Genomic DNA, 24,575 nt, shown 5'->3' with positions numbered 1-24,575 from the left:
TCGCGCGAACCCGGCGCGGCGAACCGTTCGCCGGCGCGACGGGACACCCTTTTCGGCGCGCCGGCCCACGTGCGCGTATGGAGATCCGAGGGGAGCGCGAGTGTACGGCCTGCGGGACGCAGTGGTCGTACTACGAGACCGGAACCGTCCGCTGTCCGTCGTGCGGGAACCTCCGCAGCGTCGCGACCGAAGACGAGCGCCGCGAGCACACGGACGGAGTGACGACGCTCGTCCTCGACGACGCGATCGCCGCCGCGGGACGCGACGACTATCGGGCGGCCGCGCGCGAGGCGCGCGATATCGTCCGCGACTACACCCACGAGCGGGGCTTCATCCGGGCCGGCGACCTCGGCGACCTCGACGACACCGTCCTGGCGGCGTGGGAACTGCGCTACGTCGCCGCGGCGTTCGCGCGCGCGTTCGACCACTCGGAGGCGGAGGCGTACTACTTCGTCTCGCTCCTCCGCGGCGCGCCGACGGGCGGGCGCCCGGACGCGAGCGACGTCCCCGACTCGATGCGGGCCGCGCGGGGGAACGGCTACGCGGACGCCGTCGACGACTACCGCGCCGACATCCGGCGGTTCCTCGACGCCGGCCCCGAGCGCCCGGCGGCGAACGACCTCCTCGCGTCGCTCGACGACCACGTCCGGCGGATCCACGCCCTCGACGGCGACGTCCCGCCCGCCACGGCCGACCGCCTCGTCACCGCCGCACGCGCGACCGGCAGATACGCCCGCGACGGTGACGAGGCCGACGAAGAAGCGGCACGCGAGGCCATCGACCACCTGTCCGAGTGACGATCGGATATCTATCGCCCGATCGAGTGGACGTTCGATCGTCTAAGTTCGGAAAAGATTCTTGTACCCGAGCGATAAACCGAAATTGTGGTACGGTGACACACCACACCCAGAATCGCTCGAACGGCCACCCGTGACGCCACCCGAACGACCGTGTCAACAGCCAACGAACCGATCCGACGGAGCATCGAAGTCGAGTACTGGGTCGTCGACGACGACGGTCGGCTCGTCGAGCCCGACGACCTCGTCGACGCCGCGCCGGGCGTCGAGCGCGAGTTCGTCGAACCGCTGCTCGAAGTCAAGACGACGCCGCACGCGACGACCGCCGACCTCCGCGAGGAGCTCTACGACCGCGTCGGCCGCGTCGTCCGCCGCGGCGAGGAGCGTGGAAAACGCCTCGTTCCGCTCGCGACGCCGATCCATCAGGAGGAGATCGCCGAACACGCGGGCGAGCGAACGCGCGTTCAGAACCTCGTCGTCGGCGACGATTTCGAGTACGTCCGGCACTGCGCGGGGACGCACGTCCACGTCGAGCAGCTCCCGGAACGCACGATCGAACAGTTGAACACGTTCGTCGCCCTCGATCCGGCGCTCGCGCTCTGTAACTCCGCACCGTATTTCCGCGGCCAGCGACTCGCCGCCGGCGCGCGCTCGAAGCTCTACCGGCGTCTCGCGTACGCTGACGTCCCCCATCAGGGGTGGCTCTGGCCGTACGTCGAGGACCGCGCCGAGTGGCGCCGCCGCCTCGAACGCCGGTACGAGGACTTCGTCCACGCCGCCGCCGACGCCGGGGTCGACCGGCGCGTCGTCGAACGCTGTTTCGATCCGGAGAGCGTCGTCTGGACGCCCGTGCAGTTACGCTCGGAGTTCGGGACCGTCGAGTGGCGCTCGCCGGACGCCACGCGCCTCGACGACGTCGTCCGACTCGCCGATCGGCTCGCGGCGGTCACCGAGCGCGTCCGCGACGTCGAGGTCAGCATCGAGGGCGACGCCGGGCGTGTCGGGGGCGAGGAGATCGTCCTCCCCGAGTTCGACGTCGTGCTCGGCTACGTCGACGCCGCCATCGAGGACGGCCTCGACTCCACCGCGGTCACGTCGTACCTCGAACGAATGGGATTCGACGTCGAGGCCTACGAACCGACGACGCACGAGATGGACGATCGCGGGCCCGTCTCCCGCGCCGACGCACGGGACCTCCGCCTCGAACACGCGGCGCGTCTCGCCGACGAGGTCCGACGCGAGGTCGCGCTCGGCGACGACTGAGCGCGTCGACGGCGCCCCGGCTCCGGGCGGGACCCGGGACCGGGTCGCGTCCTACTCGTAGATCGGGTGCGCGTCGCAGAGCTCCTGGACCTCGGCGGCGACGTCCGCGTAGACCTCCTCGTCGCCGATGTTGTCGACGACGCGCGTGATGAGGTCACCGACCCGGCGCATCTCCGCCTCCTCGAAGCCGCGCGTGGTGAGCGCGGGCGTGCCGGCGCGGATGCCCGAGGGGTTGAACGCGGAGCGCGTCTCGCCGGGGACCGTGTTCCCGTTCAGGACGATCCCGACCTCGGCGAGAGCCGCCTCGGCCTCGCTCCCCGTCGTGTCCGGGTGGGAGTCGCGGAGGTCCGCGAGGACGAGGTGGGTGTCAGTACCGCCGGAGACGAGCGAGAAGCCGTTCTCCATGAGCGTCTCGCCGAGCACTTCGGCGTTCTTCACGACCTGCGCCGCGTACTCCTTGTACTCGGGTTCGAGGGCCTCCGCGAAGCCGACGGCCTTCCCGGCGACGTTGTGCATGAGGGGGCCGCCCTGCAACCCGGGGAAGACCGCGGTGTCGATGGCGTCCGCGTGCTCCTCGTCGCACATGATGAGGCCGCCGCGACCCGCGCGGATCGTCTTGTGCGTACTGCCGGTGACGAAGTCCGCGACGCCGACCGGACTCGGGTGTTCGCCGGCGGCGACGAGCCCCGTGATGTGCGCGATGTCGGCCATGTGGTAGGCGCCGACGGCGTCCGCGGCCTCCTGGATCGCCTCCCAGTCGACCTGTCGGGGGTAGGCGGAGAAGCCGGAGACGATGATGTCGGGTTCGGTCTCCTCGGCCTTTCGCGCGAGCGAGTCGTAGTCGAGGCGCCCGGTCTCGGCGCCGACCTCGTAGTGGGTGACGTCGTAGAGCTGCCCCGCGAAGTTGGCGTCGTGCCCGTGCGAGAGGTGCCCGCCGTGCGTCAGATCGAGGGAGAGGATCTTGTCCCCGGGTTCGAGGACGGCGAGGTAGACGGCCATGTTCGACGACGACCCCGAGTGGGGCTGGACGTTGACGTGTTCGGCCCCCCAGAGCTCCTTCGCGCGCTCGATGGCGAGCCGCTCGATGTCGTCGGCGTACTCGCACCCGCCGTAGTAGCGCTCGCCGGGGTACCCTTCGGCGTACTTGTTCGTGAGCTCGCTCCCCTGTGCGGCGAGGACGGCTTCGCTGACGTGATTCTCGCTCGCGATCATCGCCAGCGTATCGCGCTGCCGCTGACGCTCACCCGCGAGCGCATCGCCGACCTCCTCGTCGACCGCCCGGACTCGGTCGTAACTCATATTCGAGAACAGCCCGCGCGGCAGGCTTAAACTACCCGACTTCGCCGGAGGCGGACGACGCGACATAGGTGTTACATTCCCAACCACTCTCGATAGATCTATCCGGACGCTGTCGGTACCCACGACAACGTGCTAGCGTACGAGTCGACGGGTGACGGCTTCCGTGTGGCCGACGACGCGAACCGGGGCATCGCCGTCCGCGCGCCGGACTGGCGTCCCGGCGGGGACGCCCGCGAGCTCCCCCATTGCGTCGACGCCACGACGGCCGGAACCGCGAGCAGCCTCGCCCTCCCCGCGACGCCGGTCACGCTCGTCGAGACCGCCACCGGGGATCGGGTCGGGCTCGACGCCGGCGAGTCGACGCTGGGCGACGGGTCGTATCTCCTCACGGCCGACGCGACCGTCACCACGTTCCTGCGGTTCGACGGGCCCGCCACCGTCGCTCACCGCGGTCGCGACCCCGGCCTCGCGCTCGCGTTCCCGGACGCGCGCGACCTCACCCTCGGATTCCGCGTCGAGACGCGTCCCGAGCCGACGATCACCGTCCCGCCGACGCCGGCGGGGGTCGCGGCCGCGATCGAGTCCTTCGGGGCCGCGCACGCCACGACGACGGCCGCGCGCTCCGCGCCCGCGATGCGCGCTCGCCCGCCCGCGCTCGACTTCGACGCGACGCGGGACGCGACGCGCGTCGCCGCCGACGCCCCGGACACCGGCGTCGAACTCGTCGCCCCGCCCGACCTCGGGACGCTGTTCGCCGTCGCGCCGCTCTCGTACTACCTCTCCGCGTCCGTCCGCCTCGAGGCCGACGCCGTGCCCCACGTCCGCGCGCCGGGCGTCGACGTCCGGCGCGAGCTCACCGACCCGGCGAGGGACGCCGCGTCGCTCCTCGAACGGACGTTCTGGCTCGACTGCCTCGTCCGCCTCGCGGCCGCGGGTCGCCGGACGTCCGAGACCGCACTCCTCGATCGGCTCGGGATCGGCGCGGCCGAGACCGCCGAACGCCCGATCGACGCGCGCCTCCGGGCGTACCTCGACGTCGCGTACGACGAGATCCGCGACGACCTCCCGGAGTGGCCCCTCTCGATGTACGTCGATCCGACCGTCGAGAACGCCCGCGCGCTCCCCGCCATCCTCGATCGCCTCGCCCACGTCCACCCGCCGGAGAGCACGGAGATCGACGGCGGCGAGCTGCTGCGGCGCTCCCTCGACGCGTTCTACCGATCGGAGACGGCGGGAACGGCGACCGTCGACGTCGTCGAGCCCCGACTCCGCGACGGGCGCGCGCACGGCTGGCTGGCCGAGGGAACGCCCGTCGACGCGTTCAAGACGACGCCGGCGGCGTACGCGAACGACCGCTCGGCGTCGGCCGACGGCGATCGGCTCTCCGTCGCGGTCGTGTTGAACGACGCGGCTATGGCGAGCGAGCACGCCCGCGTCGCCGAGATCTACCGCGAGCGCGCCGCCGACGTCCCGATGGACGTGACGCTCCGGGAGGAGCTGACGCGCGCGGAGCTCGCCGCCGTCTTCGAGCGCGACCACGATTTCGTCCACTACATCGGTCACTGCGAGACCGAGGGGCTCCGCTGCGCGGACGGGGCGCTCGCGACCGCGGAGCTCGACGCGTCGAACGCCCGGACGTTCTTCCTGAACGCCTGTGGCTCCTACCACGAGGGGCTCGCGCTCGTCGAACGCGGGAGCGTCGCCGGCGCGGTGACGTTCCGGAAGGTGCTCGACGAACAGGCGGCGCGCGTCGGGACGGCGTTCGCGCGCCTGCTCGTCGCGGGGTTCGGCATCGAGCGCGCGCTCCGCCTCGCGCGCCGCCGCATCGCCATGGGCAAGGAGTACGCCGTCGTCGGCGACGGGACGCACGTCGTCGCCGGCGGCGAGCGCGATCCGCCAGCGGCGCTCGACGTCGAGGCCGCCGACGCCGACGGCGAGCGCGTCACGATCACGTACGACGTGGGAGCGCCCCGGGCGCACGGCACCACGTACCGACTCCCGACCCCGGCCGGCGTCGAGCGGCGTCTCCGCGGGAACGAGGCGAGCGTGACCCTCTCGCGTGCGGACGCCCGGTCCTTCCTCGACGGACTCGACGCCCCGACGATCTACGACGGCGAGCTCCGGTGGTCCGACGAGGTCCGCGAGGACCTCTGAGGCGCTGTGCGACCGCGAGAGCGGGACACCGACGGGGCTGGGGACGGCCTCGACGGTCGAACACCGTTCGATCGGTACGGGCGACGAACGGGATTCATTCAGCCGTTTCGTGATAAAATCATATATGCGGGTGCGCCGTAGTCCGACGTAGGTATGACAGCGAACCCACTCGGGACGACCGTCGAGGAGATCGTGGGGGCCCTCTTCGACGCCGGTCCCGATCGACTCTTGATGGTCAACCCCTCGCGGGCGACCATCGAGCGCTTCGTCGACGCCGCGACGGCCGTCGAGGGACCGCTCCCGGAGACGTGTCTGCTGGCCGACGACCGACTGCTGAAGGAGGTGATGGACGACTTCCTCGTCGCGAGCCGCACCGCCGATCTCGTTGAGCGCGGCGCCCTCTCGTTGCGCACGAGCGACGACCTCTCGCGCTCCTCGATCCTCGTCACCGACGACCGCGTCGTCGCGCTCGTCGAGGCCGGCGATCGGATGGCCGGCCTCGCCACCGAGGACGAGGCGTTCGTCGAGGCCGCCCGCACCGCCCGCGAGGCCGAGTGGGACGCCGCCGACGAGTTCGTCCTGCGAACGCCCGCCATCTCCCGCGTCCGGGAGACGCTCGCGGACGAGATCGACCCCGGCGTCGAGACGGACTTCACCGGCGTCCTCGACGCGATGGAGACCGCGCGCGGTGACGGCCGCGGCCTCGACGAGGTGACGGTCAGCCTCCTCGTCGCCGCGAAGAACCGCGTCCTCCTCTACGACATCTCGAAGTGGGGCGAGGACGTCGGCGTCGCCTCGAAAGCGACGTTCAGTCGGACGAAGACCGACCTGGAAGACGCCGGGCTCATCGACACCGAGAAGGTCCCGATCGACGTGGGACGCCCGCGACTGCGCCTCAAGCTCGCCGACGACCGCCTCCAGGACGCGACGCCGACCGAACTCGCCGACGTCGCACAGACCCTTCTCGCCTGATCCGCGCCAGCTGACCCGCCGGCCACCGGCAGACCGCCCCGGCCAGCGGCGTCGCGCGAACCGCCCGTTTTTTCCTCCGCTCGCGCCCATCGAAGGACCATGACGCGCACTTACGCCGTCGCCGGAAGCGGCGCGGCGGCCGACGCCGCGACCGCGGCGCTCGACGACGCCGACCTCGACGCCGCCGGAACGGGGTTGGACGCGATCGCGGACGCGGACGTCGCCGTCGTCGTCGGTCTCGCCGGGAGCGACGGCTTCGCCGCCGCGAACGCCCGTGCGCGGCGGAGCGAAACGCCGTGGCTCGCCGTCGAGATCGGCGGCGTCGGCGGCCACTCGGTCCCGGACGTGGACGCCGCCGTCGCCGCGTTCACTCCCGAATCGGGCTGTTTCACCTGTCTGCGGCGCCGGGTGGCCGCGGGCGATCCGGAGACGACCGCGGAGCCGAGCGTCGCCCGATCGAGCGTCCGTTACGCCGGCGCGCTCGCCGGGAAGCGCGCGCTCGACCTGCTCGACGGCGCGGTCCACGCCGGGACCGTGGTCGAGGTCCCCCACGCCGAGCGGTCGTTCGCGCCCGCGCCCTTTTGCGACTGCGGGACGGGCGAACGCTACGGCGACCCCGGGCGCGAGCACGGAGCGACGCCGCTGGACGCGGCCGTGTCGAAGGCCGAGCGCGCCGTCGACGATCGGGTCGGTCTCGTCACCGAGGTCGGCGAGCGCGAGACGTACCCCGCGCCGTACTACCTGGCGACGACGTGCGACACCGCCGCGCTCGGCGGCGCGGCGAGCCGCGGGCTCGCCGCCGGCGTCGGCCTCGACTGGGACGCCGCGTTCGTGAAGGCCGTCGGCGAAGGGCTCGAACGCTACTGCGCCGCCGCGTACCGCGAGAGCGACTTCGACGTCGCCAAACCGACCCACCCGGACGCGCTCGCCCCCGACGCCTTCGTCCGGCCCGACGACGCGCCGGCCGTCCCGCGCGACGACCCGCTCCGATTCGTCCCCGGCGTCTCCCTCGTCGACGGGAGCGAGGCGCTCCTCCCGGCCGAGTACGTCCACTTCCCGCCGCCCGCGGAGACCCATCGCCCCGCGCTCACGACCGGCCTCGGCCTCGGGAACGACCCCGTCGAAGCGCTCTGCTCCGGGCTCTACGAGACGATCGAGCGCGACGCGACGATGCTCGCGTGGTACTCGACGTTCGAGCCGCTCGAACTCGCCGTCGACGACGAGGCGTACGCGACGCTCGCGCGCCGCGCCGGCGCGGAGGGACTCGACGTGACCGCGCTCCTCTGCACGCAGGACGTCGACGTGCCCGTGATCGCCGTCGCCGTCCACGGCGAGGACGCGTGGCCGCGCTTCGCGCTCGGAAGCGCCGCGAGCCTCGACGCCGCCGGCGCCGCTCGGAGCGCGCTCTGCGAGGCGGTCCAGAACTGGATCGAACTCCGCGACATGGGCCGCGAGCGCGCCGCCGACGAACAGGGCGCGATCGGTGACTACGCCGCCTTCCCCCGTGCGGCGCGCGACTTCCTCGACGCCGACGCGACCGTCCCGCTCGCCGACGTCGGCCCCGACACCGTACCCGACGGGGCCGCCGAACTCGACGCCGTCGTCGAGCGCGCGTCGGCCGCCGGGCTCGACGCCTACGCGACGGATCTCACGACGCGCGACGTCGCCGACGTCGGCTTCCGCGCCGTTCGCGTGCTGGCTCCCGACGCCCAGCCGCTCTTCTTCGACGAGGCCGCCTTCGGGGCGCGCGCCCGCGACGTCCCCGCCGAGCTCGGCTTCGAGGCCCGTCTCGACCGTCGACACCACCCGTTCCCCTGACGACGGCCGGGCCGTTCGAGAAAGCGCGCACTCGCTTCGCTCGACTCCGCCTACACCCCGAACGTCGCTCGCAGCATGTCCCGCGTACCGGGCCCGAGGCCGACCGCGAGCACGGCGACGAGCAACAACACCGTGTAGCGCGGGTTCTCCTCGTACATCCGCCGATCGAAGAGCGAGACGACGAACGTCGCGGCGACGATCTTCACGAGGAGGAACGGCCACGCCGCGCCGATCGTCTCCGTCACGGAGGCGGGAAGCGTCCCGCGCGTGAACTCGACGATGAACTGATTGACCGGGTGCTTCGGCGTGAGGTCGTACGGCAAGCCGAGCTCCTGCCCGAAGTCGAGCGCGAGGACGTTCGACGCGCCGTCGATCACGTGACCGAAGATCACGACCGCGCCCGCGACCCCCGTCCCGGAGAGCGCGCCCGGCGCGTAGCGCGTGAGCAGCCAGTAGTCCGCGGCGGTGACGCCGAGCGCGATGGCGTACGTCAGGACCGTGAACACCGGGTGGAAGGAGACGGCCGGGTCGACGACGACGAGCGCGCAGAGGTACGCGAGCGTCAGCGCGAGGAACCCCGCACCGAACGCGAACAACGGGCGCTCGTAGCTCGCGGCGTACTCGGCGCGGGCGAGCCACACCGCGAGCAGGAGCGCGACGAGCGTCAGCGCGAAGACGGTGAAGTAGATCACGGGGCTGATCAGGAACGCGTTCAGCGGGTAGTGTAGCGCCGACGCGCCCGTGTCGTTCGCGTCCTCGACGACGCGAAGCGCGCCGCCGAAGAGGGTGAACGGGAAGAGGGCGTAGAGGAAGCTGTACTCCTCGCCGACGCCGAGACGCCGGATGAGGAAGACGACGCCCGTGAGCATGAAGACGAGCGTGAGCGCGTAGCCGACCTCGGAGACGAGCGTGTAGCCGGGTTCGGCGACGATCCCCGACGCCGTCGCGCACCGCGCGTTCTCGTAGAGCAGCGTTCGCGCACCGCCGTCCCAGACGGTGCACGCGGCGCTGTGCGCGTCAGCGTACACCGGCCCCCAGAAGTAGTGCCAGACGAACCCGCCGTAGACGCGATCCGGGAAGACCACCGATCCCCCGACGAGCGCGACGAGGCCGACGCCGAGGACCGCCGTCCACGCCCGCTCCGCGTCCGTCTCGGGAAACCTCATGGCGAGTACACGGACGAGGTGTCCCTTACCGATTGCGGTCGCTGTCGACGCGCCCGGTGCGCCGACGATCGCCCTAGTCGAGCGCCGCTCGGGCCGTCTCGACGAGCGCGTCGTGCGCCGTGGCGTTCGACGCGATGAGCCCCGTCGCGTCCGGCGTCCAGCGCTCGCCGTGGACGTCCGTCACCGTCCCGCCGGCCGCACGAACCATCGCCACGCCCGCGACGGTGTCCCAGGGGTGGCTCTCGACGGCCGACACCGCGGCCTCGATCTGCCCCGCCGCGACCATCGACAGCGTCACCTGTGCGCTCCCGAAGCGCCGGAGGTCGCCGAACTCCGAGACGATCTCCGCGCAGACCGCCCCGAGGCGATCCGCGGCCGAGCGCGACCAGCGGAGCGTCGGCGCGACCGTGAACGCCTCCGGGTCCGTCGCCTCGCTCACCGCCACCGCCTCGCCGTTCAGCGTCGTCTCGGTCCCGTCGCTCACGTAGACGTCGTCGAGCGCCGGCAGGACGTTCGCCGCCGCGACCGCCTCGCCGTCCACGACCGCCGCGACGCTCGTCGCCCAGATCGGCACTCCGCGGACGAAGTTGCTCGTGCCGTCGATCGGGTCGATCACCCAGCACGGCCCCGACTCCGGGATCGCCTTCAGTTCGTCCTCCTCCTCGCCGACGATCGCCACCGCCGCGTCCGACTCCCGGATCACGTCGATGACCGCGCGCTGGGCGTCCCGATCGAACGCCGTCACCACGTCCGTCTTTTCGCCCTTCGTCTCGACGTCCATCTGCGTCCGGAAACCGCCGATGGCCACCTCCGCGCCCGCCGTCGCCGCCGCCTCCGCGACGGCCGTCTGATCGTCCATACCGGAGACACCCGCGCGGCCGGCAAAGGAGTTCGGGTCGGTGGTCGCCGTTGGCCGAGTCGCCACTATCCGGTACGAGTGTAGGAGGAAGTTGTGCGAGGGAAGTCCGTCCTGCGGACTTCCGCACGATAGGTGCACGATGCACCGTGACGTGCGAGGGAAGGGATTCGAACCACGGTCGTTTCGCTCGCTCACGCTCGCGCCACTCACTGGCTCGCGTCTCGCGCGAGACGCGAACCCTCGAGCCTCTACAGGAACGGATCTCGGGTCCGTCGCCGTTGGCCGAGTCGTCACTGTGCGAGTGTGGTCGCGGGAGGAAGTTGTGCGAGGGAAGTCCGTCCTGCGGACTTCCGCACGATAGGTGCACGATGCACCGTGACGTGCGAGGGAAGGGATTCGAACCCTCGAACCTCTACAGGAACGGATCTTGAGTCCGTCGCCGTTGGCCGAGCTTGGCTACCCTCGCGCGCACTCGATCGGTGGGTTCGGGACGGTATTAACGCCCCGATTTGGACGCGGCTCGGTCGTCGATCGAGGACGAACGCGACGTGATCGAGGGGTACCTCGACGTGTTCTGCTCACTCGACGCGCTCGGCGTACGCGCGGTCGTGCTCGTCCGCGACGGGATGCTCGCCGTCGAGCGCGATGCGCCAGTCGTCGATCACCGCGGGATTCTCACGCGCGGCGTCGAGCGTCTCGCGGACGTCGCGGACGTCCACGCCGTAGTAGTCGAGGGGCACGCCCGCGAGGTACTGGCGCGCGGTGCCGAACAGCGAGCGTATTCCCGTATCGTCCTCGAAGTCGACGTGTTTGTACGCGCCGGCGGCGACCTGTACGAGCCCGTGGCAGAAGGCGCTCTCCGTGGTGCCGCGTCCGTAGTTGTACCACTCGGCCTCGAAGCAGTCGTGGGCGGCGTGGTAGTCGCCCGCGTTGTACAGCCGAACGCCGTGGACGACCGCGCGGCGTAGCGTTCCGTGCGCCCAGCCGTTCGACGGGCGGCGCTCGCGGGACCAGCCGGCGGGCGAGTCGCCGATCGGCGGCGCGACGGCGTCGTCGCGTGTGTGGTCGTCCACGGCGCGTTCACGTGGCGCTATCGGCTCGCGCGTCCTAAGCCGTATCGGTGGGGTGACCGCCGAAGGCGACTTGGGCACGCGCCCCCTATCGCCCCCAATGCGAGTCGAACAACTGGGCGAGGGCACGCCCGAAGTGGCCGTCGTCGGCGGGATCCACGGCGACGAGCCCTGCGGGGTTCGCGCCATCGAGCGCCTCGAAGCCGACGACCCGGACGTCGAACGACCCGTGAAGCTCGTCGTCGCCAACGAGCGCGCCCTCGAGCGCGGCGTCCGCTACGTCGACGCCGACCTGAACCGCTCGTTCGGCGAGGACGTCCCGCCGGACGCCCACGAGCGCCAACTCGCCGAGGCGCTCGCCGACGAGATCGAGGGGATGACCGCGCTCTCGATCCACTCGACGCAGAGTCACGCGGACCCGTTCGCCGTCTCCGACGGCCGCCAAGAGCACGTCCAGCGGATCGTCCCGCGCCTCTCCGTCGCCGCCCTCGTCGACGTCGAGGAGTTCGGCGGCGGGCGGCTGTTCGCCGCGAACGCCGACATCGTCGAGGTCGAGGCCGGCCTCCAAGGGACGGAGACGGCCGCCGAGAACGCCTACACGCTCGCGCGAGAGTTCCTCACGGTCTCGGGCGTCCTCCCCGGCGACACCGTGCCGCACGAGATCCCGACGTTCCGGATGGGCGAGCGGATCCCGAAACCGCCCGCGGAGGAGTACGAGGTGTTCGTCGAGAACTTCCAGCAGGTCGAGGAGGGCGAGACGTTCGCGGCCGCGGACGGCGAGTCGCTCGTCGCCGACGAGACGTTCTGGCCCGTCCTCCTCTCCCCGTACGGCTACGAGAAACAGTTCGGATACGAGGGCGAGCCCGCCCCGAACATCGGTCAGTCGTCCTCCGAGGGGGCGAACTCGACGAGCGTCAGCTCCCGATCGAGCGCGCAGTAGTCCTGGGGCGGGTCGCCGAGGATCTCGTCGATCTTGTACTCCGCGTCCATCTCGGCGCCCTTCGGCACGCAGTACTCGTGACCGGGACAGTCGACGTGCGGGCACGGCCCCGCGAGCTTCCCCTTCGATCCGGCGTACGCGCCCTTCGAGGGCACCTGCGCCGTGATCGACGTCGGTTCGACCTCGACGGCGCGCACGCCGCCGTCGTGGACCGCACAGTCGAGCGTCTGCCCGCCGTCCCGGACGTCAGTCACCTCGTAGCGGACGCCGTCGGAGAGCGTGAGACACTGCTTGCGGTACGGGCAACCCTCGCAGGCGTCCGATTCGCCACGATAGACGAACTCGGTGCCCTCGGACGCGAGCGCCGTCCCGAGGAGCGTGATCATGGATGTATCGAGACTCCGGGGCCGGTTAAGCCTCCCGTCGCGTCCGCCCCTCGTCGCGTCTCCGCCCTCACGCCGCTCCGGTCAGCTCGGCGAGCCGGTCGAGATACGCCTCGGGCGGCTGTGTGGCGTACACGCCGTCGAAACGCACTTCGCCCCGCGCGAACCGTCGGGCGGCCGCGATCGCCGCCTCGACCGCGGCCGCGCGCGTCTCGTGACGCGACTCCAGCTCGCGGACGTGCACCTCGGGTTCGAGCGTACACGCGACGTACCAGCCGTCGCTCGTCTCGCCCCCGCGACGCATCGGCACGTCGGGTGCGCGCGTCGAGACGTAAAGCGTCGGCAGTCGTCCGGGGTCGTACGCCTCGCCCTCGAAGACGTCCGGGCGGAAAACGAGCACGGCCCGTCCGCCGTCGTCGTGCCACACCGCCCAGTCCGCCGGGAGGTCCTCGAACGCCATGCGCGGTGGTACGCGCGACGCCGGGTAGCCCTGTCGGTCACGGGTCGGCGATCGATCGAACGCCGTCGCTCGTCGAGCGACGGCGTGAGGAAGTGGAGTGCTCGGTCAGGGATTTGAACCCTGGTCGTCGGCTGTCTTCTAAAACCAGACTTTATTTCGTCCGAATTTGGCCTGGTTTTATCGAAAGGCCAACATGATTGGCCGGACTACACCAACCGAGCGTGCCGTCGGGACACGTCCCGACTCACTCGTATCGAGTTCCGCGGACAACTTAAATCTCACCAATTGACTCCGGCAGTTCATCCGGTGGCGCATACCACGGTAGGTCCCCACGCTCCGTCTCCACGTGGCACGGTACGCAGAGGAGTACGACGTTCGCCAAGAGATGCGCGTCCGTCTTCTCGTGGTCCTTCGAGTGCGCGAAGAGCCGAACCGGAACGATGTGGTGGACTTCGAGTCGCTCGCTCGTCCCGTCCTCGCCGCAGATCTGGCAGACCTCGTCACGTTCGTACGCATCCCGGCGCACGATGCCCCAACCCGTTCCGTACCCCTCCGAGAACCCGCCCTCCCATCGGTGATTCTTCTCGCCGGCCCGCCCCCCACTCATCCGCCGTCGCGTCTCCGCGCTCTTCGGACGGCCCACGAGCGCCTCGCTGATCTTCGCCCGGGTCGCCTCGTCCACGTCGCTCACCCCAGTCGTCCCGCGTCCGCGTCCACCGGCGCGCGCCCGTACCGACTGCGCCAGTCCCTCCCGTGGCGCTCGCCACCACCCCGTTCTCGGCAACGCCGGTCGGTTCCGGGGTTCCTTTATCCGCCGCGGTCGTCGGTGGGACGTAATGTCCCCCCTCTCGACACTACAGCGCTTCCGCCCGGGCGTGTTGGCGGCGGCGTTCGCGACGTACGTCGTGTTCCTCGGGATCGGCGTCGTCGACCCCGTGTTACCGACGATCGCGGAGACGATGGGCGCCTCGCACACGATGGTCGAACTGCTGTTCACGAGCTACATCCTCGTCATGGCGATCGCCATGCTCTTCTCCGGCCCGATCGCCACTCGACTGGGCGACAAACGGACGATGACGGTCGGCGTCTCGCTCGTCGTCGTCTTCGCCGGGCTCTGCGGGCTCGCGCCGTCGATCGACGCGCTGGCGCTCCTCCGCGGCGGCTGGGGGCTCGGGAACGCCCTCTTCACGACGACCGTCCTCGCGATCATCGTCGGCCTCTCGCGGGGCGACACCGCGTCCTCGATCACGCTCTTCGAGGGGGCACTCGGGATGGGGATCGCGTCGGGACCGCTCATCGGCGGGTTCCTCGGGTCGCTCTCGTGGCGTTACCCGTTCTTCGCCGCGGCCGCGCTGGCCGCCGTCGGCCTGCTCATCACGGTCTTCATGGTCGAGTCACCCGAGACCGAGGAGCGCGATCAGAGCGTCCGTGACGTCCTCGGTGCGCTTCGCCACCCCGCCGTGTTCGGGAACGCGCTCGTGGGGCTCCTCTACACGTTCGGGTTCTTCGTCGTCCTCGCGTACACCCCGCTGACGCTCGACATCGGAGCCGTCGGCCTCGGACTCGTCTTCTTCGGGTGGGGGGCGATGCTCGCCGTCGGCTCCGTCGCCGTCTCGAGCCGCCTCGTCCCGCGCTACGGCGCGGTGACGACCATCGCCGGAACGCTCGCCGGGTTCGCGCTCGTCCTCGCGGCGATGGGCGTCGCCGGCCCGACCGCCCGCCTCGCGCTCGTCGTCGTCTCCGGGCTCTTCTGTGGCATCTCCAACGCGGTGCTCACGACGCTCGCCATCGAGGTCTCGCCCTTCTCGCGTTCGATCTCCTCCGCGTCGTACAACTGCCTTCGCTGGTCGGGCGCGGCGTTCGCACCGATCATCTCCGGCTACCTCGGGGGCAACTACGGGACGGCGCTCCCGTTCTTCCTCGGCGCGCTCGTCGTCGTCAGCGCCGTCGGCGGCCTCCTCGTCAGCGGCGACACGCTCCGCGCGGCCGTCTCCGCACCACGGGGCGCCGGCGCGGACTGACGGGCGTCGCTACGTCCCGTCGAACGTCGGCTCGTGATCGCCGAGGTACGCGGCGACGCCCTCGACGAGGTCCTCGGTGTTCAACAGCTGTCCGAAGGCGTGGGCCTCGACTTCGAGGCCGGCGGTGCGGCTCTCCCGGCCCGCGCGGATCGCGCGTTTCGTGTACCGCTGTGCGATCGGCGGACCGGCCGCGAGGTCGCGCGCCAACTCGCGCGCCTCGGCCTCGACCGCGTCGGCCTCGACGAGTTCGTTCACGAACCCGTAGCGCGCCATCGTCTCCGCGTCGTAGCGATCGGCGGTGAGGATGACCTCCGTCGCCCGGCTCTCGCCGATCAGGTCGGGGAGACGCTGCGTCCCGCCCCATCCCGGGAGGAGGCCGAAGTCGTGCTCGGTCTGCCCGAACGACGCGCCGCGACCGGCGACGCGGAGGTCCGCCGCCGCCGCGAGTTCCATCCCGCCGCCGAAGCAGTCGCCGTCGATGCCGGCGACCACCGGCATGCCGGACTCTTCAAGGGCGGCGAACGCCCGCTGGCCCTGACGGGCGAGCTCGACGCCGTCGATGGCGTCCGCGTCGCCCGCGATGCGCTGGATGTCCGCACCCACGCTGAACGTCCCCTCGCCGGCGCCGGTGAGCAGGATCGCGCGCACCTCGGGGTCGGTTTCGAGGGTCTCGACGGCCTCGACGAGCTCGTCGAGGAGGTCGCGCGTGATCGTGTTCCCCCGGTGGGGGCGATCGAGCGTGACGCGTCCGACCCGATCCGTGATCTCGAGACTGAGGTCACCGAACGACTCCCCCTCGGCGTCCGAGATCTCGTGGTGGAAGGTCTCGCCCGCACCCGCGCGCTCGACGAGCTCGTCCGCCGGCTCGTAGCGCGGCGCGTCCGATCGCGCCCCGGCCAGCGTCTCGTAGAGCGACGTGAGTCCCGCCCGGTCGGCGAGCTTCCCCGGTCCCTCCGGGAACCCGGCGCCGAGCATCAGCGCTTCGTCGATCTCCGTGGGCGAGGCCACGTCGGCCTCGACGAGCTTCGCCGTCTCGTTCGCCATCACGGCGAGCAGTCGGTCCTCGACGTCTGCGCGGACGGCGTCCGACGGGATATCCGTCACCGGGCGGCCGTCCTCGTCGTACTCGTAGAAGCCGGCCCCGGTCTTCTCGCCGAGGTCGCCGGCCTCGGCGCGTTCGAGGAGGAGCGGGCAGGGCTCGTAGGCCGCGCCGAGCTGCTCGTGGAGGTAGCCGAGGACGTCGGTCAGGACGTCGAGGCCGATGTCGTCCGCGAGCCGGAGGACGCCGCTCGGCAGACCGATCCCGTAGCGCGCCGTCGCGTCCACCTCCTCGGCGCTCGCCACGCCCTCGTGGACGAGCCACGCCGCCTCGTTCAACAGCGGGGCGACGATCCGATTGACGACGAACCCGGGCTCGTCGCGGGCCACCCGCATCGGCGTCTTCCCCATCGCCCGGGCGAGTCCCATCACCGTCTCGACCGTCTCGTCGTGGGTGTGCGCGCCCGGCGTCACCTCGACGAGCTGCATCCGGACGGGTGGGTTGAAGAAGTGCATCCCGCAGAACGACTCGGGTCGATCGACCACCTCGGAGAGCTCCGTGATCGAGAGCGCGGACGTGTTCGTCGTCAGAATCGCGTCCTCGTCGAGGTACTGATCGACCTCGCGGTAGACGTTTCGCTTCACGTCGCGTTTCTCCGGGACGGTCTCGACGACGACGTCCGCGTCCGTCACCGCCGCCTCCAGTTCGACGACCGGCTCGATCCGCTCCAGCGCCGCATCGGCCTCCGCCGACGTGAGTTCGTCGCGCTCCGCGAGCCGAGCGAGGCTCGCCTCGATCCGCTCGTAGCCGGCCCGTACGAACTCCTCCCGGATGTCCCGCAGCGCGACCTCGAAGCCGGCGAGCGCCGCGACCTCCGCGATGCCGTGACCCATGGTGCCGGCACCCAGCACCGCGACGGTCTCGACTTCCTCTCTGTCCATGTCCGACCCACCGCGGCCGCCACCCTGAACGTTGTGCCTCGCCGACCGACACGCATAGCCGCGTGCGTCCCCAACGGCCGCCATGGCCGATCTCGACGACGATCCGTACGCCGTCGTTCGCGCCGACGACGCGCTTCGCCCGCTCTACGAGGAGCACGGCGCCCTCGGACCCGAGCGCGCCGACGACCCCTTCGAGCGCCTCGTGGTCGCCGTGACGAACCAGTCCGTCTCGCTCGAATCCGCCGCCGCCGTCCGCGAACGCCTGCGTGAGCGCGTCGGCACCGACCCCGACAGCCTCCGCGCGGCCGCCGACGCGACGCTCCGCGACGTCGGCCTCAGCGACACGAAAGCCCGCGCCCTCCACGAGCTCGCCGAGCGCTACCCCGACGGTATCGCCCGCGCGGACTTCGCCGACCACTCGAACGACGACGTGCGGGCCGAACTCGGCGACGTCTACGGCGTCGGCGACTGGACCGCGAACATGTTCCTGCTGTTCGGCCTCGGCCGCGAGGACGTCTTCCCCGTCGGCGACCTCGGCGTCCGCAAGGGCATGCGAAACCTCTACGGCCACGAGACGCGCGCCGAGATGCGCGAGTACGCCGAGCGGTGGAAACCGTATCGGAGCTACGCGACGCGCTACGTCTGGACGGCGCAGTAGCGACCGACGAGTCGCGTCGCTCGTTCTCGCGGGTCGAGAACGAACCGCGGTCGCTTTCACCGCCGAGAGCGAACGTGGAGCCATGACCTTTCTCGTGCCCCTCGACGGGTTGCCGCTCGCGGAGGCGGCGCTCGCCCGCGCGGCGGAGGCCGGCGACGCGTTCGACGAGGACGTGCTCGCCGTGAGCGTGATCCCGACGGGAAACGCGGAGTACGCCCGCGAGCGCGGCTGGCTAGAGCCGAACGAGGAGTTCGACCTCGATCGCGTCGTCTCCCGGCTCCACACGCGACTCACCGACACGTGCCCGAGCGCGGACTTCCGCCACGTCGTCGTCGACCGGTACGCGCCGTCGGGGACGATCGCGAACCGGATCCGCGGGATCGCACACGCCGAGGACGCCGCGCTCGTCTTCGTCGGCAGCGAGAACGCCGGACTCATCGTGACGTCGCTGAGCAGCGTCGGGAGCGGCGTCGCCGCCGACGACGCCTACGACGTCGTCATCGTCCGCCACCGCGGCCCCGGTATCGTCGCCCGCCGGGACGGCGGCCACCGCCGACCCCCGAAGTCGGACTTCTACCTCCCCGAGTGAGGCGGCGCGCCGCGCCCGCCTCGGCCTCACTCCGACGACTCCTCTTCTTCCTCGTCCTGATCGATGGCCGCCTCGTCCTCGAAGCGCCGCGTGACGTCCACCTGATAGTGCTTGAGGATGTCGCGGCCGAGGAGGAGCGGGTAGTCCATGTGCGAGCGGTCCTCGAGCGAGGCCGCGACGGTGTGTCGGTCGCCGCCGACGCCGACGACGATGTCGACGACGGGGCGTGACTTCCCGGACTTCACGCTCCCCGACTTCACCCTCGTCATCGACTTGATCGGACCCGCGCCGATCTTCGCCGCGAGCTTCGTGTCGATGGAGGTCCGCGACGCCCCCGTGTCGGATTTCGAGACGATGCGCTCGGTGCCGCTCGTCCCCGATACCAGGACCTCCTCCGTGTATCCGACGACGCGACCCGGCTCCGACGCCTCGACGGCCCGCCGGGGCATCCCGCGCGGCGTCGACGTATCGAGGTTCGAGCGCAGGGCCGCGACGGTCTCGTCGTCCACCGCGCCGCCGGCCTCCTCGATGGCGAGGCGCGCGATGTCCGGGGCGGGACTGACGCCCGTCGCCTCGAAGAGCCCCTTGAAGCCCGCGGTGGGGTTGACTTCGAGGACGAACCAGCCGTCGTCGCCCTCGACGACGTCGACGCCCGCGTAATCGAGGCCGACGACCTCCGCGGACTCGGCGGCGATGTCGCGGACCTCCTCGGGGAGGTCGTCGATGCCCTCGACGGCCCCGCCGAGCGCGACGTTCGTCCGCCAGTCGTTCTCCGGGGCGTAGCGCCGCATTGCGGCGACGACCTCGCCGTTCACGACGTAGATCCGCAGGTCGGCGTGCGCGTCCGAGTCGCGTTCGATGAGGTCCTGGAGGAAGGCGTAGCGCTCGCCGACGACGGGGTTGACCTCCTCGTCGCGCCCGATCTTCCACGTGCCGCCGCCGTGGGTGCCGATCGCGGTCTTGTAGACGGCCTCGTCGCCGAAGCGGTCGCGGGCGTCGTTCATCCGATCGGCGTTGAGCGCGAGGTAGGCGTCGGGGACGGGGACGCCGGCGTTCGAGAGCGCCGCGGCGGTGGCGAACTTGTGGAACGCCGTCAGGACGTGCCGGGGCTCGTTCAGCGTCGGGCGGAGGCGCGCGAGGGTGGTGGCGATGCCGAGGAGCTCGCAGGGCTGTTCGGTGTTCGAGAGGAGGAGGCGGTTCGCCACGACGTCGACGTCGGGTTCGAGGGTCGCCTCGCCGTCCTCGATGGAGACGCCGAGGTTCTCCTCGCGGAGCCAGACGCCGCGGTGGCCGAGGGCCTCGACGGCGTTGAGGATCGCTTTCGTCTCCCTGCTCGTGTGGAGGCTCAGCACCCCGACGGTCACGGGATCGTCGGTCATTGTCCCGTAGTTCGCCTCGCGCCCGGCAAAACGGTGCCGGTGCGGACGGCAGTGCGTGGCGACGAGACACGACGGTCGGCGCTCGCCCCGGTGGCGACCGGCCGCGCGTCGGCGTGGCCCACCACTTTATGCCCGCGCCGACCCGAGGGCGAGTATGGCAGACGGCGACGGCGCGTTCACGTACGCGGAGGGGCGGGTCGAGCCCGGGGAGACGCGGAACCTCCGGTACGCCATCAGCGAGACGTACCTCGGCGACCCCGTCCGGCTTCCGGTGACGATCCGCAACGGCGCGGAGCCGGGCCCGACCGTCTTCCTCTCCGCCGCCATCCACGGCGACGAACTCAACGGGATCGAGGTCGTCCGGACCGTCGCGCAGGACTGGCCGGACGCGAACCTCCACGGCACGCTCGTCTGCCTCCCCGTCCTCAACGTCCCGGGGTTCATCGCCCAACAGCGCTACCTCCCCGTCTACGACCGGGATCTCAATCGCTCGTTCCCGGGGAGCGAAACCGGGACGAGCGCCGACCGGATGGCCGTCCGTCTCTATGAGGAGTTCATCGAACCCTGCGACTACGGCCTCGACTTCCACACGTCGACGCGCGGACGGACCAACATGCTCCACGTCCGGGCGGACATGGACGACCCCGACATCGCCCGCCTCGCGCGCGCCTTCGGCTCGAACGTCATCATCGACGGCGCGGGCCCCACGGGATCGCTCCGCGGCGCGGCCTGCGACGGCGGGACGCCGACGATCACGGTCGAGATGGGGCAGGCACACCGCTTCGAGCGGGGGTTCATCGACCGCGCGCTCGACGGCGTCGCGTCCGTCCTCGCCGAGTACGACTGCCACCCCGCCGAGCCGGTCCGCTGGCCGGGGTGGCGCACGGTCGTCTCGCGCGACCAGAAGACGTGGCTGCGCGCGGACGCCGGCGGGCTCGTCGAGATGCTCCACGACCGCGGCGAGCTCGTCCGCGAGGGCGACGTCGTCTGCACCATCACCAACCCGTTCAAGACCGAGACGGTGCGCGTCACTGCGCCCTTCGACGGCCTGCTCGTCGGCGTGCTGGAGAACCCCGTCGTCTACCCCGGCAATCCGCTCTGTCACCTCGTCGAACTCGACGAACCGACAATCCGGGCGTACGAACGTGCCCGGGAGGGCACGCTCCCCGAACGCCCCTGAGACGGCGGGAAGCGGCGTGAAAACAGCCCGTTCGGCACACCGTACCATCGTGCTGGGTTAGAAACTTCTATGTGCGCCCGGTCAGGAGCTTTTCATGGTATGAGTCAGTCGCACAATCGGGGCCTCGTCGAGGACTTCGGCCGGTGGCGGGAGTTCTCGGCCGGCATGTGGGCCTGGGTGTTCCACAAGTTCACCGGGTGGGTTCTCATCGGGTACCTCTTCACCCACATCGCCGTGCTCAGTTCCGCGCTGAGCGGCGGCGCGGCCTACACGAACACGCTCCAAGGCCTCGAACAGCTAGCCGTCGTCCGGGTGCTGGAGGTCGGCCTCCTCGCGGTCGCCGTCTTCCACATCCTCAACGGGATCCGCCTCCTCTTCGTCGACCTCGGGGTGGGGTTGGACCTCGACACGCAAGAAAAGAGCTTCTACGCGTCGCTGATCCTCACCGGGATCATCGTCGTCGCGAGCGTCCCCGTCTTCCTGGAGGGTCTCTAACGATGGCGGAACGCTACTCCTCCTTCAGCAGCGGGAGCACCCGTTGGTTCCTCCAGCGGATCAGCGCGGCGTTCCTCGTCGTCACGCTCGCGTTCCACTTCCTCCTCCTCCACTTCTACCACCACGCCCCGGAGATCACCTTCGGCGGCAGCGCCGCGCGCTACAGCGTCCCCGCGTACTTCGTCACGATGGTGCTGTTCCTCGCGGCCGCGACGTTCCACGGCACCAACGGCGTCTACAACGCGCTCGTCAACCAGGGCGTCACCGGCACGCCCAAGCGCGTCGCGAAGTGGGTGCTCATCGTCGCGGGCATCCTCGTCTTCGTGCAGGGAATCCGCATCGCTCTCACTCTCATGGGGGCCAGTGCATAACAATGAGTACTCAGACACCGGACACCGACGAGACGGACCCGCAGGCCGAACGGATGGCTCGCAAGGAAGAACGCGCCGCGGAGCGCGACGAGGCGTCCTCGAAGCCGGACGTCGGCGACGACGCGATCACCCTCAAGGTCTTCCGCTACGACCCCGAGGTGGCCGACAAGCAGGAGCCGCGCTTCGACACGTTCCACGTCCCGCGCGAACCCGGGATCACCGTCCTCGACGCGCTGATCTACGCCCGCGACACCTACGACTCCAGTCTCACCTTCCGGCACTCCTGCCGGCAGGCCGTCTGCGGGAGCGACGCGCTGTTCATCAACGGATCGCAGCGCCTCGGCTGTCAGACCCAGGTCGCGGACCTCAACGATTCGGACACCGTCCGCGTCGAACCGCTCCCGCACCGAGAGGTCGTCAAGGACCTCGTCGTGGACATGGACCACTTCTACGACCAGATGGACGCCGTCGAGCCCTACTTCAGTCCCACCGAGGAGCCCGACGGCGAGCAGCTCCAGTCCCGGGAGAACCGCGAGAAGATCAAGATGAGCACGCGCTGTATCTGGTGTGGCGCCTGCATGTCCTCCTGTAACGTCGCCGCCGGGGACAACCAGTACCTCGGCCCCGCGGCGATCAACAAGGCCTACCGCTTCTACTTCGACGAGCGCGAGGACGACGAGCGCCAAGAGGAGCGCCTGCAGATCATCGAACAGGAGCACGGCGTCTGGCGCTGTCAGACCCAGTTCTCCTGTACGACGGTCTGTCCGAAGGACATCCCGCTCACCGAGCACATTCAGGAGCTCAAACGCGAAGCCGTGAAGTCGAACCTCAAATTCTGGTGAGATAGCTATGTACGAACACGACGTCATCGTCGTCGGTGGCGGCGGCGCGGGACTCCGCGCGGCCATCGGCGCACACGAAGCCGGCGCGGACGTGGCCATCGTCACGAAACTCCACCCGGTCCGCTCGCACACGGGCGCCGCCGAGGGCGGCATCAACGCGGCGCTCCGCGAGGGCGACGACTGGGAACTGCACGCCTACGACACCGTCAAGGGCGGCGACTACATCACGGACGCCCCCGCGGCGGAGACGCTCGCGCAGGACGCACCCGACAACGTCGTCCAACTGGAGAACTGGGGGATGCCCTTCTCCCGCGAGGAGGACGGCCGGATGAGCCAGCGCCCCTTCGGAGGGCTCTCCTTCCCGCGTACCACGTACGCGGGCGCCGAGACCGGTCACCACCTCCTGCACACGCTCTACGAGCAGGTCGTCAAGCGCGGCATCACGGTCTACGACGAGTGGTACGTCACCCGCGTCGCCGTCAGCGACGAGGACGACCCCAACGACCGGGAGTGTTACGGCTGCGTCGCCTGGGACATCCAGACGGGCGAGATCGCGGGCTTCCGCGGGCGCGAAGGCACCATCCTCGCCACCGGTGGCGACGGCCAGGTCTTCGACCACACGACGAACGCCGTCGCTAACACGGCGGACGGCATCGCCATGGCGTATCGCGCCGGCGTCCCCATCGAGGACATGGAGTTCGTCCAGTTCCACCCGACGACGCTCCCCTCCACCGGCGTCCTCATCTCCGAGGGGACGCGCGGGGAGGGCGGTATCCTCTACAACTCCGAGGGCGAACGCCTCATGTTCGAGTACGGCTACGCGACCAACGACGGCGAGCTCGCCTCGCGCGACGTCGTCTCCCGCGGCGAGCTCACCGAGATCAACGAGGGTCGCGGCGTCGACGACGAGTACGTCCACCTCGACATGCGCCACCTCGGCGAGGAGCGCATCATGGACCGCCTGGAGAACATCCTCCACCTCGCCGAGGACTTCGAGGGCGTCGACGGCCTCGAGAACCCGATGCCCGTCAAGCCCGGTCACCACTACGAGATGGGTGGCGTCGAGACGAACGAACACGGGCAGACCTGCATCGACGGCCTGTACGCCGTCGGCGAGGTCGCCTGCGTCTCCGTCCACGGCTCCAACCGCCTCGGCGGCAACGCCCTGCCCGAGCTCCTCGTGTTCGGCGCGCGCGCCGGCAAACACGCCGCCGGCGAGGACCTCGGCGAACCCGAGATTCCGGTCGGCAAGACGGCCGACGCCGAGGGGATCGAAGAGAGCGACGTCGACTTCCCCGTCGAACCCGGCGCGCTCGCCGCCTCGTCTGCCGCCGTCTCCGGCGACTCCCCCGAGGAGATCGTCGAGACCGCTCGCGAAGCCGAGACCGAGCGCATCGAGCGTCTCCTGGAGAAGGAGGAGGGCGTCAACCACGCGGAGGTCCGCTCGAAGATCCAGAAGAGCATGACCGCCAACGTCAACGTCTTCCGGGAGGAGAGCGCCATCGAGGACGCCCTCGAAACCATCCGTGAGGCCCGCGAGGAGTACCAGGACGTCTACGTCGCCGACACGTCCCGGACGTTCAACACCGACCTCCAGCACACCATCGAGACGCGGAACGTCATCGACGCCGCGGAGACGATCGCCATGGGCGCGCTCGCCCGCGAGGAGTTCCGCGGTGCGCACTGGCGCAAGGAACACCAGGAACGCCGCGACGACGAGTGGCTCAAGCACACGATGATCTCGTGGAACGACGGCACGCCGGAACTCTGGTACCGCCCCGCGCTCCTCGAGGGCGAGAACCAGACCTACGAGCCGAAGGAACGCCACTACTAATGGACCTCTTACCGTGCGCGGCCTCCGGCCGCGCTGGTAAAACCT

The 24,575-nt window shown here is 70.6% G+C and carries 23 protein-coding genes and 2 tRNA genes; 14 read left to right on the top strand and 11 right to left on the bottom strand.

Annotated features, from left to right (window positions below):
- Positions 1 to 77: 77 nt before the first annotated feature.
- Together IEX91_RS07605 and IEX91_RS07600 are read left to right on the top strand one after the other, a co-directional pair.
- The gene (locus IEX91_RS07605; protein ID WP_188878115.1) at positions 78 to 797 is read left to right on the top strand and encodes a DUF7117 family protein; all 720 of its coding nucleotides are present in this window, start codon (positions 78 to 80) and stop codon (positions 795 to 797) included.
- 153 nt (positions 798 to 950) lie between these two features.
- Positions 951 to 2,060 carry a glutamate-cysteine ligase family protein gene (locus IEX91_RS07600; RefSeq protein ID WP_188878113.1) on the top strand — a complete coding sequence of 370 codons (1,110 nt, stop codon included), beginning with the start codon at positions 951 to 953 and terminating at the stop codon, positions 2,058 to 2,060.
- A 51-nt stretch (positions 2,061 to 2,111) separates the two neighbouring features.
- Here IEX91_RS07600 and glyA read toward each other — a convergent pair whose 3' ends face one another.
- Positions 2,112 to 3,359 (bottom strand): serine hydroxymethyltransferase, encoded by a 1,248-nt coding sequence (gene glyA / locus IEX91_RS07595; protein WP_188878112.1) that lies wholly within the window; start codon positions 3,357 to 3,359, stop codon positions 2,112 to 2,114.
- Positions 3,360 to 3,488: 129 nt separating this feature from the next.
- Between glyA and IEX91_RS07590 the strand changes: the two genes are divergently transcribed.
- The 3 genes from IEX91_RS07590 (at position 3,489) to IEX91_RS07580 (ending at position 8,303) form a co-directional block, all read left to right on the top strand.
- Complete coding sequence (locus IEX91_RS07590; RefSeq protein ID WP_188878111.1) at positions 3,489 to 5,513, top strand: hypothetical protein; 2,025 nt, start codon at positions 3,489 to 3,491, stop codon at positions 5,511 to 5,513.
- Between the two features lie 153 nt (positions 5,514 to 5,666).
- Positions 5,667 to 6,485 (top strand): transcriptional regulator TbsP, encoded by an 819-nt coding sequence (tbsP, locus tag IEX91_RS07585; RefSeq protein WP_188878110.1) that lies wholly within the window; start codon positions 5,667 to 5,669, stop codon positions 6,483 to 6,485.
- A 99-nt stretch (positions 6,486 to 6,584) separates the two neighbouring features.
- The gene (locus IEX91_RS07580; RefSeq protein ID WP_188878109.1) at positions 6,585 to 8,303 is read left to right on the top strand and encodes a YcaO-like family protein; all 1,719 of its coding nucleotides are present in this window, start codon (positions 6,585 to 6,587) and stop codon (positions 8,301 to 8,303) included.
- A gap of 50 nt (positions 8,304 to 8,353) precedes the next feature.
- On the opposite strand, the gene IEX91_RS07575 is transcribed toward IEX91_RS07580, so the two are convergent.
- The 4 genes from IEX91_RS07575 to IEX91_RS07560 form a co-directional block, all read right to left on the bottom strand.
- On the bottom strand, positions 8,354 to 9,469 hold the full coding sequence (locus IEX91_RS07575; protein WP_188878107.1) for a DUF63 family protein: 1,116 nt from the start codon (positions 9,467 to 9,469) through the stop codon (positions 8,354 to 8,356).
- 73 nt (positions 9,470 to 9,542) lie between these two features.
- On the bottom strand, positions 9,543 to 10,328 hold the full coding sequence (locus IEX91_RS07570) for an inositol monophosphatase family protein (protein WP_188878106.1): 786 nt from the start codon (positions 10,326 to 10,328) through the stop codon (positions 9,543 to 9,545).
- 381 nt (positions 10,329 to 10,709) lie between these two features.
- Positions 10,710 to 10,794 (bottom strand) — tRNA-Leu (locus tag IEX91_RS07565).
- A 112-nt stretch (positions 10,795 to 10,906) separates the two neighbouring features.
- Entirely contained in the window at positions 10,907 to 11,401 is a 495-nt protein-coding gene (locus IEX91_RS07560; protein ID WP_188878105.1) for a DUF309 domain-containing protein, read from the bottom strand.
- Positions 11,402 to 11,498: 97 nt separating this feature from the next.
- Between IEX91_RS07560 and IEX91_RS07555 the strand changes: the two genes are divergently transcribed.
- Positions 11,499 to 12,338: a M14 family metallopeptidase gene (locus IEX91_RS07555; protein WP_188878104.1), complete on the top strand. Its 840-nt coding sequence runs from the start codon at positions 11,499 to 11,501 to the stop codon at positions 12,336 to 12,338.
- Here the strand turns inward: IEX91_RS07555 and IEX91_RS07550 are convergent.
- The 4 genes from IEX91_RS07550 to IEX91_RS07535 form a co-directional block, all read right to left on the bottom strand.
- Entirely contained in the window at positions 12,278 to 12,724 is a 447-nt protein-coding gene (locus IEX91_RS07550; protein WP_188878102.1) for a UPF0179 family protein, read from the bottom strand. The genes IEX91_RS07555 and IEX91_RS07550 overlap by 61 nt on opposite strands.
- Before the next feature lie 67 nt (positions 12,725 to 12,791).
- The gene (locus tag IEX91_RS07545) at positions 12,792 to 13,181 is read right to left on the bottom strand and encodes a DUF5820 family protein (protein ID WP_188878101.1); all 390 of its coding nucleotides are present in this window, start codon (positions 13,179 to 13,181) and stop codon (positions 12,792 to 12,794) included.
- Between the two features lie 98 nt (positions 13,182 to 13,279).
- Positions 13,280 to 13,402 (bottom strand) — tRNA-Glu (locus IEX91_RS07540).
- Between the two features lie 50 nt (positions 13,403 to 13,452).
- Positions 13,453 to 13,872 (bottom strand): HNH endonuclease, encoded by a 420-nt coding sequence (locus IEX91_RS07535; RefSeq protein WP_188878099.1) that lies wholly within the window; start codon positions 13,870 to 13,872, stop codon positions 13,453 to 13,455.
- A 145-nt stretch (positions 13,873 to 14,017) separates the two neighbouring features.
- On the opposite strand from IEX91_RS07535, the gene IEX91_RS07530 reads away from it, so the two are divergent.
- Positions 14,018 to 15,202 (top strand): MFS transporter, encoded by a 1,185-nt coding sequence (locus tag IEX91_RS07530; protein WP_188878098.1) that lies wholly within the window; start codon positions 14,018 to 14,020, stop codon positions 15,200 to 15,202.
- A gap of 9 nt (positions 15,203 to 15,211) precedes the next feature.
- Here IEX91_RS07530 and IEX91_RS07525 read toward each other — a convergent pair whose 3' ends face one another.
- Positions 15,212 to 17,182, bottom strand: coding sequence for a 3-hydroxyacyl-CoA dehydrogenase/enoyl-CoA hydratase family protein (locus tag IEX91_RS07525; RefSeq protein ID WP_188878096.1), 1,971 nt, complete (start codon positions 17,180 to 17,182; stop codon positions 15,212 to 15,214).
- Positions 17,183 to 17,264: 82 nt separating this feature from the next.
- Here IEX91_RS07525 and IEX91_RS07520 point away from each other — a divergent pair, with 82 nt between their 5' ends.
- Both IEX91_RS07520 and IEX91_RS07515 read left to right on the top strand, forming a co-directional pair.
- On the top strand, positions 17,265 to 17,840 hold the full coding sequence (locus IEX91_RS07520; RefSeq protein ID WP_188878094.1) for a DNA-3-methyladenine glycosylase family protein: 576 nt from the start codon (positions 17,265 to 17,267) through the stop codon (positions 17,838 to 17,840).
- 82 nt (positions 17,841 to 17,922) lie between these two features.
- Complete coding sequence (locus tag IEX91_RS07515) at positions 17,923 to 18,429, top strand: universal stress protein (protein ID WP_188878093.1); 507 nt, start codon at positions 17,923 to 17,925, stop codon at positions 18,427 to 18,429.
- 26 nt (positions 18,430 to 18,455) lie between these two features.
- Here the strand turns inward: IEX91_RS07515 and IEX91_RS07510 are convergent, their stop codons facing one another.
- Positions 18,456 to 19,808 carry a RimK family alpha-L-glutamate ligase gene (locus IEX91_RS07510; protein WP_188878092.1) on the bottom strand — a complete coding sequence of 451 codons (1,353 nt, stop codon included), beginning with the start codon at positions 19,806 to 19,808 and terminating at the stop codon, positions 18,456 to 18,458.
- A 154-nt stretch (positions 19,809 to 19,962) separates the two neighbouring features.
- Here IEX91_RS07510 and IEX91_RS07505 point away from each other — a divergent pair, with 154 nt between their 5' ends.
- From IEX91_RS07505 to IEX91_RS07485, 5 genes are all read left to right on the top strand, one after another.
- Positions 19,963 to 20,988, top strand: coding sequence for a succinylglutamate desuccinylase/aspartoacylase family protein (locus IEX91_RS07505; protein WP_188878091.1), 1,026 nt, complete (start codon positions 19,963 to 19,965; stop codon positions 20,986 to 20,988).
- A 99-nt stretch (positions 20,989 to 21,087) separates the two neighbouring features.
- Positions 21,088 to 21,483 (top strand): succinate dehydrogenase, cytochrome b556 subunit, encoded by a 396-nt coding sequence (gene sdhC / locus IEX91_RS07500; RefSeq protein ID WP_188878090.1) that lies wholly within the window; start codon positions 21,088 to 21,090, stop codon positions 21,481 to 21,483.
- 2 nt (positions 21,484 to 21,485) lie between these two features.
- Positions 21,486 to 21,854: a succinate dehydrogenase hydrophobic membrane anchor subunit gene (locus tag IEX91_RS07495; RefSeq protein WP_188878089.1), complete on the top strand. Its 369-nt coding sequence runs from the start codon at positions 21,486 to 21,488 to the stop codon at positions 21,852 to 21,854.
- Between the two features lie 2 nt (positions 21,855 to 21,856).
- A complete protein-coding gene (locus IEX91_RS07490; RefSeq protein WP_188878088.1) occupies positions 21,857 to 22,696 on the top strand; it encodes a succinate dehydrogenase/fumarate reductase iron-sulfur subunit in 840 nt (279 codons plus the stop codon).
- A gap of 7 nt (positions 22,697 to 22,703) precedes the next feature.
- On the top strand, positions 22,704 to 24,530 hold the full coding sequence (locus IEX91_RS07485; protein ID WP_188878087.1) for an FAD-binding protein: 1,827 nt from the start codon (positions 22,704 to 22,706) through the stop codon (positions 24,528 to 24,530).
- Positions 24,531 to 24,575 lie beyond the last annotated feature (45 nt).

The sequence above is a fragment of the Halarchaeum nitratireducens genome, from assembly GCF_014647155.1.
In the GTDB taxonomy this organism is placed as follows: Archaea; Halobacteriota; Halobacteria; order Halobacteriales; family Halobacteriaceae; genus Halarchaeum; species Halarchaeum nitratireducens.
The sequence above is the reverse complement of the archived record's forward strand: the minus strand, read 5'-3'. Positions and strand labels throughout refer to the sequence as shown.